Origin of the sequence: Planococcus soli (genome assembly GCF_016881065.1) — a bacterium.
GTDB classification, from domain to species: Bacteria; Bacillota; Bacilli; order Bacillales_A; family Planococcaceae; genus Planococcus; species Planococcus soli.
Genome location: NZ_WXYN01000051.1, coordinates 496,799 through 511,499, shown reverse-complemented (window position 1 = coordinate 511,499; position 14,701 = coordinate 496,799). Strand labels below are relative to the sequence as shown.

The following is a 14,701-nucleotide window of genomic DNA, read 5'->3' as shown; positions in this document are numbered from 1 at the left end:
CCTGCATTAAACAGTCAGCAACACATTCGGCTTCTCCTGTCTCTTCTCCTCCTTGAAAGGTGGTTCACACAATGAAACCTTTACAAAAAATACGCTTTGTCACGACCATACTTTGGTTCATGTCAGCTGCTTATTTGGTCTATAAATATTCTTTGCACGCCGGTTACTGGGAACACCCGCTATACATAACGCTATTTTTATACCTTGTGATTTTACTTAGCAAAAAGGGCTTTAACAAATTAAATGTTTTCATCTTCTTGTTTTATATAGCATTTGGCATGTGGTTTGCTATGGATCTGTTTTTAATCTTAACCGGAGGATTTTCCGTAGGTTAATTCGTTAATGCTTATAAAATTTCAATCTTTGTACGAGTGAATGGATATTAATAAAAAGAAAAAGCTCAAAACGCTGTGTTGCCAACGTTTTGAGCCTTTTTCTGTATTAATGGGTTTTACACTTGTCGTATAACCCTTTTTCTCTGATGACTTTGATCAAAGTTTCTCCGATAACAGATGGAGTGTCTGCAACTTCGATGCCCGCTTCGTTCATTGCTTTGATTTTATCAGCAGCTGTTCCTTTACCTCCAGAAATAATCGCACCGGCATGGCCCATACGTTTTCCTTCAGGTGCAGTTTGTCCACCGATAAATCCTACTACAGGTTTAGTCATGTTGGCTTTAACCCACTCAGCAGCTTCTTCTTCAGCTGTTCCGCCGATTTCACCGATCATAACGACTGCGTAAGTATCTTCATCTTCGTTGAATTCCTTCAAAACGTCGATAAAGTTTGTGCCGTTTACTGGGTCTCCACCGATGCCGACAGCTGTCGACTGGCCAATTCCCTCTTCAGACAATTGGTGAGTTGCTTCATACGTCAATGTACCAGAACGTGAAACAACGCCTACGTGTCCTTTTTTATGAATGTATCCAGGCATGATGCCGATTTTGCATTCATCCGGAGTGATTACGCCCGGGCAGTTTGGTCCAACAAGACGTGTTTTCTTGCCTTCCATGTAACGCTTCACTTTGACCATGTCCAATACAGGAATGTGCTCAGTGATGCAGATCGCCATGTCGAGCTCAGCTTCAACAGCTTCAAGAATTGCGTCAGCTGCGAAAGGTGCCGGTACGTAAATTACAGATACGTTTGCTCCTGTAGCTTTTACTGCATCTTCCACAGTATTGAAGACAGGTACGCCTTCAGCTTCAGTTCCGCCTTTACCTGGTGTTACACCCGCAACGATTTTCGTTCCGTATTCAAGCATTTGCTTTGTATGGAACAGGGCAGTTGACCCTGTAATTCCCTGTACAAGCACTTTTGTGTCTTTGTTAATGTATACACTCATTTTTGTCCCTGCCCTTCTTTAGCCTACAAGTTCTACGATCTGTTTAGCGCCGTCTGCCATTGTACCGGCAGCCACAATATTAAGACCTGATTCATTAAGCAGTTTTTTACCGATTTCTACATTGGTTCCTTCAAGACGGACTACAAGCGGTACATCGAGGCTTACTTCTTTTGCTGCCTGGATTACGCCTTCCGCAATGATGTCACACTTCATGATACCGCCGAAAATGTTAACGAAGATTCCTTTTACATTCTTATCAGAAAGAATGATCTTGAAAGCTTCCGTTACTTTCTCAGCGGTAGCACCGCCCCCAACGTCAAGGAAGTTAGCGGGTGTTCCGCCGTAATAGTTGATCGTATCCATCGTTGCCATAGCAAGTCCGGCGCCGTTAACCATACAGCCGATGTTCCCATCCAAAGAAATATAGCTCAAGTCATACTTGGAAGCTTCAATTTCTTTTGCATCCTCTTCGTCGAAATCACGAAGTTCCACAATGTCTTTGTGGCGGTATAGAGCATTTTCATCGAAATCGAATTTTGCATCAAGCGCCAGAATATTGCCGTCGCCAGTTTCTACCAACGGATTGATTTCAACGATTGAAGCATCTTTTTCGATGAATACAGTGTAAAGGCCAAGCATGAATTTCGCTGCTTTGTTTACAAGCTTAGGCGGAATGTTCATGTTGAAAGCCATGCGGCGTGCCTGGAAACCAGTCAGACCGATCACTGGATCGATAATTTCCTTGAAGATTTTTTCAGGAGTGTTCTCAGAAACTTCCTCGATATCAACTCCGCCTTCTTCAGAACCCATAAGAGTGACGCGTGAAGTTTGGCGGTCAAGCACCAATCCGACATAATATTCCTTCTTGATGTCAGATCCTTCTTCGATCAACAGGCGTTTGATTTCTTTGCCTTCTGGACCTGTCTGGTGAGTCACAAGAACTTTACCTAAAAGTTCCTTCGCGTATGTACGGACTTCATCCAGGTTTTTAGCGATTTTAACACCGCCGGCTTTGCCTCGTCCACCTGCGTGGATTTGTGCTTTTACCACGACAATATCCGTACTCAGTTCTTTAGCTGCCTTTACTGCTTCTTCCGGAGAAAAAGCAACCGTGCCGTAAGAAACTGCTACGCCGTATTGTCTGAGGAGTTCTTTTCCTTGATATTCATGGATATTCATCTGTCATCCTCCAATCAAACATCTCTATCGTAATTTTATTACCTTTACCATTGTATTAAAGTTGTCATAAAATGTCCACCGTTGTTAGCAGTTCTGCCAAAACTTAACCTGCTTAAAACAGTGAATTTTGCGTCAAAAGAGATTTGACCGGTTCGAATGTTGTCCGGTGGATTTCACAAGGGCCGTATTTTTCCAGCGCTGCAACATGCTCCTTTGTGCCATAGCCCGCATGCTTGTCAAACCCGTATTGCGGGTATTCAGTGGCATACTCAGCCATGAGGGCGTCTCTTCCCGTCTTAGCCAATATCGAGGCTGCTGCAATGCTCAGGCTCTTGGCATCCCCTTTGATAATGGATTCACACGGCATCGGCACATCCAGCATCATGGCATCAGCCAGCACGACGGCAGGCTGTGGCGTTAAGGCTAGAGCCGCTTCGGTCATTGAGCTTTTTGTCGCCTGATAGATATTGATCCGGTCAATCTCTTTGGGCGGCTGAACATGGACTGCATAGCTAACGGCAATCCTCTTGATGATTTCGGCAAACTGATCGCGCTTGGCTTTGCTTAGCTGCTTTGAGTCGTCCAAACCAACCAGGCTCGAACAATCTTCCGGCAAGATCACAGCAGCGGTAACGACAGGGCCTGCTAGAGGGCCGCGTCCCGCTTCATCGATGCCTGCCACCAAATCACGTTCACCACTTCTGAATGCGGCATCAAACTGCAGCTTCAAGCCATGGTTCATCAATAACTTGCCGCGTTGCTCCCGTTTGCGCTGCCAAGAGGCCAATAAAACCTGGACGCTTTTCCGTGGATCGCTTTGAAGCTCCTCCATCCACGGCTGCCATTCCGTCACTCCATCCAGTTTCTCTTTTATTTCAGACGTTTTTTGCATCTCTTCAACTTCTTTCTTAAGGAATTCTTTTAAACAGGTTTGTGTATTCTATGGCTATGCATCAGCAAAGATTTTATAAAAAGGACTCACCACTACTCGGAGCAGCAGTCTTTGATTGAACCAGTAATTTTAGCAACGGGTTGATTCGCTTTCCATCATACCAAAAAAAGCTGTTCCTCGAAATCGAGGAACAGCTTTTCATCAGATAGGGCAAACTATCACGCCTCTTCTGCTTCAATCATTTCATCTCTGTAGTCGAACGTCACTTTGCCAAGGTACTGGTTCCGAATATCACGGACAATCACTTCAGCGGTTGTTTCGTAATCGACATCGCCATGCTGGTCATAACAGCCGCGCTTTTTGCCGATATGGTCAAAAGTATTGACGATTTCTTCGTCGACATGATCAATGCCATAGCGCTCCATCATGCGTTCCGGATAGCGTTCTTCCAGGAATTTCAAGGAATAGATAGCCAGTTCCTGCATTTGGATGACCGAATCTTTGATCGCTCCTGTAACGGCTAATTTCAAACCAGTCTCCGGGTCTTCAAACTTCGGCCATAAGATACCTGGCGTATCCAACAATTCAATTTCTTTGCCGACTTTGATCCATTGCTGTGCTTTTGTAACACCTGGCATATTTCCGGTCTTGGCCAGGCTCTTTTTCGACAAGCGGTTGATGAGGGTCGACTTTCCAACGTTTGGTATGCCGACAATCATGGCGCGGATGGCTCTGGGTTTGATGCCTTTGGCAATCATCCGGTTCCACTTTTCTTCCAGTATTTCTTTCGATGCCTTAGTCACGAGCTGCAGCCCTCTGCCTTCAAGTGAATTGATAGCTACTGCACGGGTACCTTGATCCTCAAAATAACGAATCCATTTTTTCGTTTCAACTTCATCTGCCATGTCCATTTTGTTCAAAATAATGAGACGCGGTTTTTGCTGAATCACTTGATCGATCATCGGATTTCGTGAAGATAAAGGCAACCTGGCATCAACAAGTTCAAAAATAATATCCACCAATTTCAGTTTTTCGGTAACTTGCCTCCGTGCTTTTGCCATATGTCCAGGAAACCATTGTATCGTCATAAAACCACTCCTTATTTTACAATTCCCGCTTCAGGCAACGGCCAGAAAACGAGACTTGTGTCCCCGATCACTTCGTCGGTCGGGACCAATCCGATATGGCGGCTGTCTTTGCTTGCACGGCGATTATCGCCCATGACAAATACAGAGCCTTCGGGTATGATGCTTTCGCCGGTAACATCCTCCAGAACAAAATCCTCTGTCAGCGTACCGGTAATTCCTTGCTTATAAATATCCAGATAAGGTTCTTCCACTGCTTCTCCATTTATATATAACTGATCGTCTTCGTAGGCTATATGATCACCCGGCAATCCAATTATGCGCTTAATATAATCTTTTTCTTCCGGCGCATGGAAAACGATGATGTCAAAACGGTCAGGTTCTCCGACTGAATAACCGATCTTGTTAACGATCATGCGGTCCCCATGTTCCAAAGTCGGCATCATCGACTCTCCATCAACGACAATCGGCGTGAATAAAAAGAAACGGATAATTGCAGCCAAACCGAAGGCGATCAATAGAGCTTTAGACCATTCCCACACTTCATTCTTCTTCTTCACTTCAGTCTCCATGCGTGTTCCTCCCCATGCTTACTGGCTTAATTGTACAAGGAATCAAACTTTTTAGCAAAAAGAAAGAGGGCGCAAGCGCCCTCTTTCATTCATGCGATCTTATCGAATTTCTTTGATACGAGCTGCTTTACCGCGTAGGTCACGCAAGTAGTACAATTTCGCACGACGTACTTTACCGCGACGGGTAATTTCAAGCTGTGCAATTTTTGGCGTGTGTACAGGGAATGTACGCTCAACACCAACACCGTAAGAGATTTTGCGAACAGTGAATGATTCACTGATTCCGCCTCCGCGACGGCTGATTACGACTCCTTCGTATACCTGAATACGTTCGCGTGTACCCTCGACAACTTTAACGTGGACGCGGACAGTATCTCCAGGACGGAACGTTGGAAGATCCGTACGAAGCTGTTCTTTAGTGATTTCTGTAATAATGTTTTGCATTATTTTTCTCTCCTTCTACAGACGCTCTTGCACACAAATAGACTGTTGCAGCGGAACATCGTGATCCTGTACTTCACATAAAAGTACAGTGTCCATAATACCATTGATCCGTTGTGTGCGCAAGAGCAACTTGCATTCTATTTTTGTTCTTTCAATTTATCAATCGTTTTTTTCTGTTTATCGCTCAAGTCAATTTTATCAAGCAGGTCCGGCCGCCGCTCCAGCGTCCGTTTTAATGTTTGTTCCTCGCGCCATTCATCAACTTTCCCGTGATTGCCGGAAGTCAGGACGTCCGGCACCTTCCAGCCTCTAAAATCAGCTGGACGCGTGTATTGGGGATGTTCCAGGAACCCTGTGGAGAAAGAGTCGCGAACAGGGGAATCGGCGTTGCCAAGCACCCCTGGAAGCAGTCTGACGACACTGTCAATGACGGTCATGGCTGCCAGCTCTCCACCGGTCAGCACGAAATCTCCAATGGAAATCTCATCTGTCACCAAATGCTCCCGGATCCGTTCGTCGTAGCCTTCGTAATGGCCGCAGATAAACACCAGTTCCTGCTCGCCAGCCAGCTCTTCGGCTTTTTCCTGCGTAAAGCGCTCGCCTTGTGGACACATTAAAATGACGCGCCGCTTGCTGTCTGGGGTCAGGCTTTCTACGGCATTGAAGATTGGTTCCGGTTTTAGCACCATGCCGGCGCCTCCGCCAAATGGATAATCATCTACTTGCCGTTTGTTGTCGGCAAATTCCCGGATGTCTACAACGTTCAAACTGACTGCACCTTTTTCCTGTGCTTTTTTCATGATCGAATGTTGGAAGACCCCTTCAAACATAGGAGGAAACAACGATAAGACATTTATGTTCATCAGGACAACAAGCCTTCCATCACTTCGATGACCACTTTCTTTTCATCAATGTCGATTTCTTTGACGATGTCTTCAATATACGGGATGTAATGCTTCTTCCCTGTTTTCGGTGTCACTTCCCAAACATCGTTGGCGCCCGTCTCCAAAATTTCACTGATGGTTCCGAGTTCCTGCCCTTCGGTTGAAAAAACTGTGCACCCAAGAATCTCGTGATGGTAGAACGCATTGTCCTCCAGTTCAGTCAAATCATGTTCAGCAATTTTCAAATAAGACTCTTTGAACGCTTCCACGTCATTGATGTTCGGGTAGCCTTCAAAAGTCAGCAACTCAAAGTTTTTATGCTGACGATGGCTGGCAATTTTGACCATGATCGGTTTTTTGGCATCCGGCGTGAAAAGGCCAAGCTTCGCACCTACCGCAAATCGTTCTTCTGGAAAGTCGGTACGCGACAACACACGCACTTCCCCGCGGATTCCATGAGTATTAACAATTTTCCCTACATTAAACCATTGCACAAAAAAACATCCTTCCACTGCTATTTTTCTGAAAAAAAAAGAAGGAACCTAGGCTCCTCCTTCTTTCTTAATCGACAATATCGAGATAAGTTTTTTTCTTATGATAACCGCCTGCTGCTGAGTACACAATTGAACGGACAGCTTTCGCTACACGTCCCTGTTTCCCGATCACTTTCCCTGTATCCTCAGGATGCACAGAAAGCTTGTAGACAATTCGGCTTGCGTTTTCGTCGGTTTCGACACGAACTTCTTCCGGATAATCAACTAACGGTTTGACAATGGTCTCAATCAGCTGCTTCATAAGAAAATCTCCCTTACTTGTTTAGTTTTTCGTTATGGAATTTCTCCATAATGCCTTTTTGAGAAAACAAGTTGCGTACAGTGTCAGATGGTTTTGCACCATCATGAAGCCATTTCAACACTAGTTCTTCGTCGATTTTAACTTCAGCTGGAACTGTCAGCGGGTTGTAAGTACCTACTGTCTGGATTTGACGGCCGTCACGTGGAGCACGTGAGTCAGCTACTACAATACGGTAAAAAGGAGATTTTTTAGCTCCCATACGTTTCAAGCGAATTTTTACTGCCATTTCTTAAAGCACCTCCGAATAGTTTCACACAAGATATTATATTAGCAAGCTTTAAATAGTTTGTAAAGTATTTTTTCTTAACACCTTAAAATTTTACTTGAAAAGTGAGTCCAGGCCTGGCATTCCCATTTTCTTTTTGCCTTTTTTTGTGTTCATGCCAGACATTTGCTTCATCATTTTCTTCATGTCTTCAAACTGTTTCAAGAGCCGGTTGACATCCTGAATCGTCGTTCCTGAACCTTTTGCAATCCGTTTTTTGCGGTTTGCATTGATGATTTCAGGCGTGGTTTTCTCTTTTTTCGTCATGGAATAGATAATGGCTTCAACACGGTCCATTTGGCCTTCATCCACTTTTGCGTTTTCAAGCCCTTTGATTTTATTGGCGCCTGGAAGCATTTTTAGAATTTCATCCAATGGTCCCATTTGTTTGACCTGCGACATTTGTTCAAGAAAATCATCAAACGTAAAAGTCGAAGTTCTGAATTTTTCTTCCAGTTCCTTCGCTTTTTCTTCATCGACGCTCGACTGCGCTTTTTCAATCAGCGACAGCATATCGCCCATGCCAAGAATGCGTGACGCCATGCGTTCCGGATGGAAAGCTTCAAGTGCGTCCATTTTTTCGCCCATCCCGACAAATTTAATCGGTTTTTGGGTAACGGTACGGATCGACAACGCCGCACCGCCTCGTGTATCGCCATCAAGCTTTGTCAGAACGACGCCGGTGATGCCGATTGCTGCGTCGAAGTTCTGAGCAACGTTTACCGCATCCTGACCGGTCATGGAATCGACCACCAGGAAGATCTCATCCGGCTCTTTAAGCGCACGGATGTCCTTCAATTCCTGCATCAAAGCCTCATCAACATGCAGGCGGCCTGCCGTATCGATGATGACGGTATCCAAATGTTCGGTTTTTGCGTGTTCAATTGCCTGCCGTGCAATTTCCACTGGAGACATATCTGTCCCTTTGGAGAAAACGGGCAGTGACAATTGCTTGCCGATTGTTTCAAGCTGCTGGATGGCTGCCGGACGATAGACGTCGGCCGCTACCAATAACGGCTTGCGGTTGTGTTTTCTGCGCAGCAGATTGGCGAGTTTTCCGGAAGTGGTCGTTTTACCCGCCCCCTGCAGACCAACCATCATAATAACAGTCGGCTGTTTCGATGAAAACTCGATTTTCCGCTCTTCGCCGCCCATCAATTCGGTCAGCTCATCTTTTACGATTTTGACGACCTGCTGGCCCGGAGTCAGGCTGTCCATGACATCCTGGCCGATTGCCCGTTCGCTGACTTTCTTGACGAATTCCTTGACGACTTTTAAGTTGACATCCGCTTCGATTAAGGCAAAGCGTACTTCACGCATCATTTCCTTAACGTCAGCTTCATTGACTTTTCCTTTGCCCTTGATCTTTGTCATGGTGCCTTGCAGGCGTTCGGATAATCCTTCAAATGCCATTCTTTCCGCCTCCTAGTCCCATTCCTTCAGTTCGCCCAAAAATTGCTGGACGCGCTCTTCTGTGAATGGCTGTTTTTCAAATGACGAAACCAATTGCTGCCGTTTCTGAAATTTCTCGAACAGCTGCAATTTGCGTTCATATTCTTCCAGCATCGCTTCCGTCCGACGGATATTGTCATAGACCGCCTGACGGGTGATGCCGTATTCTTCCGCAATTTCGCCCAGTGAATGGTCATCTAAATAATACAGCATCATATAGCTCCGCTGTTTAGGTGTCAGTAGCTCCTGATAGAAATCAAACAAGTAATTCATGCGTGTTGTTTTTTCCAATCCCATCATTGACGCTCACCCCACTCATTCTACTGCTTAGAATACTGAAAATCGCTGAAGCTGTCAAGTAGTTTTACTTGTCTGCTTCTGCATCTTCCAACTGCTGTTCTTTATCCAATCCTTCAGCAAACAAACCATAGACGTATTTTTGCGCATCGAACGGTTGCAAGTCATCCAGTTTTTCACCGAGTCCCACGTATTTCACTGGAATCTTCAGCTTATTGCGGATGGCCAAAACAATTCCGCCTTTTGCCGTTCCATCCAGTTTTGTCAGGACGATGCCTGTGACATCTGTGACTTCTTTAAATGTCTGTGCTTGAATCATGGCATTTTGCCCAGTCGTCGCATCAAGAGTCAGCAGCACTTCGTGAGGCGCCCCCGGAATTTCACGTGAAATGACGCGGTGCACTTTCTGGAGTTCATTCATCAAATTGACTTTGTTCTGCAAGCGCCCTGCCGTATCGCAGATCAATACATCCACTCCGCGGGATTTGGCTGAACGGACAGCGTCATACATGACCGCAGCCGGATCTGAACCTTCACTTTGTTTGATGACATCGACGCCTACGCGCTGACCCCAAACATCCAGCTGTTCGATTGCACCGGCACGGAACGTATCTCCGGCAGCCAGCATAACGGTTTTGCCTTCATTTTTGAAGCGATGAGCCAATTTGCCGATGGTCGTGGTTTTGCCGACACCATTGACGCCTACCACTAAAATAACCGTCAATCCGTCAACGAAATTGATTTCATTCGTTTCGGCTTCACCAGCCTGGTAGATATCCACCAGTTTTTCTGAAATGACAGACTGGACGTTGGATGTGTCTCTGACATTTTTACGCTGCACTTCATAGCGCAGTTCATCCATCAGTTCAATGACCGTTTCAAAACCGACATCTGCCTGCAGCAGGATTTCTTCCAATTCCTCGAAAAAATCTTCGTCGACTTTGCGGTATTTCGCAACCAGATCATTGATCTTTGACGTAAAGCCTGTGCGGGTTTTGGTTAATCCTTCTTTATATTTTTCAGTTGACTCTTCAGCCTCGGTGTTTCCAGCAAATTTATCTTTTAATTTTTTAAAGAAACTCACGTGACCACTCCTCTGTTAAATTTTTTCTTCCAGTTTAACTGAAACCAATTTTGAAATCCCCGATTCCTGCATCGTAATGCCATACAGAACATCCGCGCCTTCCATCGTTCCTTTGCGGTGGGTGATCACGATAAATTGGGTGTCTTCACTGAACTTCTTCAAGTATTGACTGTAACGCACGACATTCGATTCATCAAGCGCTGCCTCGACTTCGTCCAGTACACAAAACGGCACAGGGCGCACATTCAAAATCGCAAACAATAACGCGATGGCGGTCAGTGCACGTTCTCCGCCTGACAACAGGCTCAGGTTCTGCAGCTTTTTGCCGGGCGGCTGGGCGATAATTTCCACACCAGTCCGCAGCATATCCTTTGGATCGGTCAGCACCAGGTCAGCCGAACCTCCACCAAACAACTCTTTAAATGAAAGCTGGAATTGCTTTCGGATTGCATGGAAAGTATCATCGAAACGGCTGGTCATTTCTCCGTCCATTTCCCGAATCAAGGTCCGCAACGTTTCTTTTGCTTCATTCAAATCATTGCGCTGTTCGGTTAAAAAGGCATGGCGATCGGATACATGGTCAAACTCCTCGATAGCTCCAATATGGACCGGACCTAATTCCTCGATAGACTGCTTCAGCAGCTTGACTTTTCTGCGGACAGCCGCTTCCTCATCCACCATATCAAACTGTTTGGCTTGCTCGAGTGTCAGCTGGTAGCCGGTTTCGAGTTGCGATACCAAGCTTTGGATTTGAACTTCCAGGCGTGTGGATTTGACTTCACATATCCGAACCGCTTCTACGTATCCTTTATAGATGCGCTGTTGCTCTTTCAGATCTTCTTCGAGTCCGTTCAATCCGCTTTGCTGTGCCGCACGCTGTTCTTTCGTCTGTTCGACTGTTTCCAGCATCTGCACTTTTTTCGTTGACCAAGACTGGATTTCCTGTAGAATTTCTTCGTCCGAATAGACTTTCGCCGCTTCTTCTGACTGGATCCACTCTAATTCTTTTTGATGCTCCTGCAGCTTTCGGGTGCTTTTTTCCAAACGTTCAAAAAGTTCGGCTTCACTTGCTGTCAATTGGATGACTCGTTCTTTCGTCACAGCATGGAGCGACTTCTGCTCTGCCAATTTCTCAAGCACCTGATCGCGTGCCGATTCATTTTGCTGCTTGAACAAAGTCAACTCGTCGATTTTCGCTGTAATGGCGTCCAATTCGCCAACGATGCTTTCGAGTCGCGCAGAGGCTGTTTCTTTTCGCCCGGTGATGGCCGTTAAATCGTATGCTTTGTTGCGCTGTTCAGCTTCGAAAAGCTGGAAACGCTCTAAGGTGGTCTTAAGCACCGCTTCGATTTCACGCAGAATAATAGAGCTTTCCGCTTCCATATCCCGGTATTTTTCACCCTCGGTCCGCAGGATCTGAATAGCTTCTTCAGCGGCTTTAACTTCGGCTTGTTCTTTCTGAACTGTTTTTTCAGCATTTAAAATCGTTTCTTCCAATTCTCCTGCTTGCACAAGCAATTGCTCAAGCTCAGCTTTCCGGGAAAAGAAAGAAGCTTGTGTTTTATTGGCGCCGCCGGTCATCGATCCTCCGGCATTGACGATATCGCCCTCGAGCGTTACGACACGGAACCGATTGCCTGTTGTTTTTGCGATGGCCGTCGCGCCTTTTAGGTCTTCGGCAATAATGACATTGCCCAATAGATTTTCTATGATCATCGCGTATTGCGGATCGTATTGGACCAATTCAAATGCCATATTAATATAAGAAGGATGTTCACTTATGGCAGCTAAGGTATGGTCTGGTATTTTTCGAGCCTTCATGACAGTCATTGGCAGGAATGTAGAGCGGCCCGCTCTTTTTTTGCGCAGGAAATCAATCGCTTCCCGGGCATGCTGTTCGTTTTCTGTAACGATGTGCTGGCTGGAAGCACCTAAAGCCGTTTCGATCGCTTTGGCGTAATTTTTCTCTACCTGGGCAATCTCAGCGACGGCTCCCCGGATTCCCGATAAATGGCCTTTTTCACGTGCCACTAACACTTCACGGACGCCCTGGAAAAAGCCTGAAAAATCGGCTTCTAATTCCTGCAGCGTGTCAATCCGTGCACTTAACTGTTTTTGTGACTGGTAGGCCTGGAACAGCATGGATTGCTTCTGGTCGAACGCCTGCTTTTGGAGCTGGTAGGAAGTTTCATTGTCTTTGTATTGCTGACGCTTGTCTTCCAGGAGCGTACGGATTTCCTGAACGTTGCCTTCCGCCTGCACTTTTTCCTTCTCCAACTTAGTCAGCTCGGCTGTAAAGTCTGTCCGCTGCGACACAATGCGTCCGGTAGACTCTGACAATTGCTGTGCCTGCAAGTCGATATTTTTCAGTTCATTTTTGACTGTTGCCTGTTCGTTCATCAAATCGATATAAACCGATTTGCCATTTTCAATTTCGTTATCGATGTCAGCTGGCGTCCGGTTGAGCTGCTCTTCCAGACTTTTGATGGCTGTCCTGATCGCCCGCTGCTCCGCTTTGCGTTCTTCCAGCAAAGCCAGCTGTTCGCTGTGCTTTTGCATCAAAAAATCGTTTTCCAGTTTCTCTGCATCGAGATTGTCCTGCAGCTGCTGGGCTTGGCGATGCGCATTGCTTTTTTTCTCGGACATCAGCAACTTGCGGCCTTGCCATTTTTCTGTCTCAGCGCTGGCTTCCACCAGGGCATTTTGCGCCTGGTCTATTTTATTATCCAAACCAGCAAGAGTGCGGCGAATGCCGCCTACCGCCTGTTCCTTCTTGTTGATGGCCGCTGACAATTGCTGTTCTTTTTCAGAATGGGCGGCAGCGTCATGTGTCAGCTGATCCAATTCCTGCTGCAGGTTACCCGCATCATAGGCCAGTAAAGCGATGTCGGCATCCTTCAACTGTTCGTTCATATCCAAATAATCACGGGCTGTAGAAGCCTGAATTTGAAGCGGCTCCATCCGGCCGTCCAATTCGTGCAGGATATCAAGCACACGGCTTAAGTTTTCATCGGTTTCGTTTAGTTTCACTTCCGCTTTTTTCTTGCGCTGCTTGTATTTTAGAACGCCGGCAGCTTCTTCGAAAATCGATCGGCGCTCTTCTGCCTTCGAATTCAGTATCTCGTCCACACGCCCCTGCGAAATGATCGAGAACGCTTCTTTGCCAAGCCCCGAATCCATAAACAGATCCGTGATGTCTTTCAGCCGGCAATTTTGCTTGTTCAATAGATAAGCACTTTCGCCACTGCGAAAAACCCTTCTTGTTACGCTGACTTCGCTGTAATCAAGAGGGACACGCCCATCCGTATTGTCTAAAATTAATGTGACTTCCGCAAAATTCAGCGGCTTTCTGGAATCGCTGCCGGCAAAAATGACATCTTCCATTTTAGCGCCGCGCAGCGATTTTGCCGATTGTTCTCCGAGCACCCAACGGATGGCATCGGTGACATTGCTTTTGCCGCTGCCATTCGGACCGACAACCGCTGTTACTCCAGGCACAAAGTCTATGCCGATGCGATCGGCAAAAGATTTGAACCCTATGACTTCCAATCTTTTCAAAAACATTGTTACTCCTCCGCTGCTTCCTGCAATTTACGGATTGCCAGCTGAGCTGCCTGCTGTTCCGCTTCTTTTTTCGATCGGCCATTGCCAACGCCCAGTTCCTGCTCCGCCAGAGAGACGCGGGTCACAAATACACGGCTATGGGCCGGTCCGATTTCATCAATAATTTCATAACTTAATGCTCCAGTGTTTTTTTGCTGGACCAATTCCTGCAATTGGCTCTTATAATCCATCACATGCGAAAAAGCACCGATTTCCACTTTTGGAAATAACACCATCTCCAAAAATGCGACAACAGGTTCCAATCCCTGGTCAAGGTAAAGGGCACCGATGTACGATTCGAAAACATCTGCTAAAAGTGCTGGACGTGTTCGTCCGCCCGTCAGCTCTTCCCCTTTGCCCAACAGGATGTATTTGCCGAAACCAAGTTCGTTGGCAAATAAAACCAGTGAAGGTTCACAAACGATCGCTGCACGCAGCTTCGTCAATTCACCTTCGCTCATTTCAGGATATTTCGCGTACAGGTAATGCGAAACGGATAATTCCAATACCGCATCTCCCAGAAACTCCAAACGTTCGTTGTCGGTAAATTGTTTTCTTCGATGCTCATTCACATAAGATGAATGCGTGAAAGCTTGATACAGCAATGCAGGCTTGTTAAATGAAACATTCAGTTCTTTTTGCAGTTGTTCAAATGCCGCTTTTGCGTTTTCTTTTATGACGCCCGGCTTTTGGTGATTTGTTTTTCTATTCATTGCCATTTTTATCTGCCTTCCTTTGTGTACTT

The 14,701-nt window shown here is 46.0% G+C and carries 16 protein-coding genes; 1 reads left to right on the top strand and 15 read right to left on the bottom strand.

The features are described 5' to 3' along the window. Positions 1–71 precede the first annotated feature (71 nt). Positions 72–335: a hypothetical protein gene (locus GJB59_RS17285; protein ID WP_142826568.1), complete on the top strand. Its 264-nt coding sequence runs from the start codon at positions 72–74 to the stop codon at positions 333–335. A gap of 106 nt (positions 336–441) precedes the next feature. On the opposite strand, the gene sucD is transcribed toward GJB59_RS17285, so the two are convergent. The 15 genes from sucD to rnc all read right to left on the bottom strand — a co-directional run bounded on the left by sucD (position 442) and on the right by rnc (position 14,675). Then, on the bottom strand, positions 442–1,344 hold the full coding sequence (gene sucD / locus GJB59_RS17280) for a succinate--CoA ligase subunit alpha (RefSeq protein ID WP_142826569.1): 903 nt from the start codon (positions 1,342–1,344) through the stop codon (positions 442–444). A gap of 18 nt (positions 1,345–1,362) precedes the next feature. Further along, complete coding sequence (gene sucC, locus GJB59_RS17275; RefSeq protein WP_006828264.1) at positions 1,363–2,523, bottom strand: ADP-forming succinate--CoA ligase subunit beta; 1,161 nt, start codon at positions 2,521–2,523, stop codon at positions 1,363–1,365. A 112-nt stretch (positions 2,524–2,635) separates the two neighbouring features. Beyond that, complete coding sequence (gene rnhB, locus GJB59_RS17270) at positions 2,636–3,415, bottom strand: ribonuclease HII (RefSeq protein ID WP_142826570.1); 780 nt, start codon at positions 3,413–3,415, stop codon at positions 2,636–2,638. A 218-nt stretch (positions 3,416–3,633) separates the two neighbouring features. Beyond that, on the bottom strand, positions 3,634–4,503 hold the full coding sequence (gene ylqF / locus GJB59_RS17265; protein WP_142826571.1) for a ribosome biogenesis GTPase YlqF: 870 nt from the start codon (positions 4,501–4,503) through the stop codon (positions 3,634–3,636). Between the two features lie 11 nt (positions 4,504–4,514). Beyond that, positions 4,515–5,072 (bottom strand): signal peptidase I, encoded by a 558-nt coding sequence (gene lepB, locus GJB59_RS17260; RefSeq protein WP_142826572.1) that lies wholly within the window; start codon positions 5,070–5,072, stop codon positions 4,515–4,517. A gap of 99 nt (positions 5,073–5,171) precedes the next feature. Then, on the bottom strand, positions 5,172–5,516 hold the full coding sequence (gene rplS / locus GJB59_RS17255) for a 50S ribosomal protein L19 (protein ID WP_142826573.1): 345 nt from the start codon (positions 5,514–5,516) through the stop codon (positions 5,172–5,174). A gap of 137 nt (positions 5,517–5,653) precedes the next feature. Continuing rightward, positions 5,654–6,379 (bottom strand): tRNA (guanosine(37)-N1)-methyltransferase TrmD, encoded by a 726-nt coding sequence (trmD, locus tag GJB59_RS17250; protein ID WP_142826574.1) that lies wholly within the window; start codon positions 6,377–6,379, stop codon positions 5,654–5,656. Continuing rightward, on the bottom strand, positions 6,379–6,894 hold the full coding sequence (gene rimM / locus GJB59_RS17245) for a ribosome maturation factor RimM (RefSeq protein ID WP_142826575.1): 516 nt from the start codon (positions 6,892–6,894) through the stop codon (positions 6,379–6,381). Before rimM ends, trmD begins: the two co-directional genes overlap by 1 nt. 67 nt (positions 6,895–6,961) lie before the next feature. Next, positions 6,962–7,195, bottom strand: coding sequence for a KH domain-containing protein (locus GJB59_RS17240; protein ID WP_142826576.1), 234 nt, complete (start codon positions 7,193–7,195; stop codon positions 6,962–6,964). Between the two features lie 13 nt (positions 7,196–7,208). Further along, positions 7,209–7,481, bottom strand: a complete 273-nt coding sequence (rpsP, locus tag GJB59_RS17235) for a 30S ribosomal protein S16 (protein WP_008430833.1) — start codon at positions 7,479–7,481, stop codon at positions 7,209–7,211. 93 nt (positions 7,482–7,574) lie between these two features. Next, entirely contained in the window at positions 7,575–8,933 is a 1,359-nt protein-coding gene (gene ffh, locus GJB59_RS17230; protein WP_142826577.1) for a signal recognition particle protein, read from the bottom strand. Positions 8,934–8,945: 12 nt separating this feature from the next. Beyond that, positions 8,946–9,269, bottom strand: a complete 324-nt coding sequence (locus tag GJB59_RS17225; RefSeq protein ID WP_142826676.1) for a putative DNA-binding protein — start codon at positions 9,267–9,269, stop codon at positions 8,946–8,948. A 67-nt stretch (positions 9,270–9,336) separates the two neighbouring features. Then, positions 9,337–10,353, bottom strand: coding sequence for a signal recognition particle-docking protein FtsY (ftsY, locus tag GJB59_RS17220; RefSeq protein WP_142826578.1), 1,017 nt, complete (start codon positions 10,351–10,353; stop codon positions 9,337–9,339). Positions 10,354–10,368: 15 nt separating this feature from the next. Next, positions 10,369–13,917, bottom strand: coding sequence for a chromosome segregation protein SMC (smc, locus tag GJB59_RS17215; protein WP_142826579.1), 3,549 nt, complete (start codon positions 13,915–13,917; stop codon positions 10,369–10,371). Between the two features lie 2 nt (positions 13,918–13,919). Beyond that, positions 13,920–14,675, bottom strand: coding sequence for a ribonuclease III (gene rnc / locus GJB59_RS17210; protein WP_142826580.1), 756 nt, complete (start codon positions 14,673–14,675; stop codon positions 13,920–13,922). Positions 14,676–14,701: the final 26 nt, after the last annotated feature.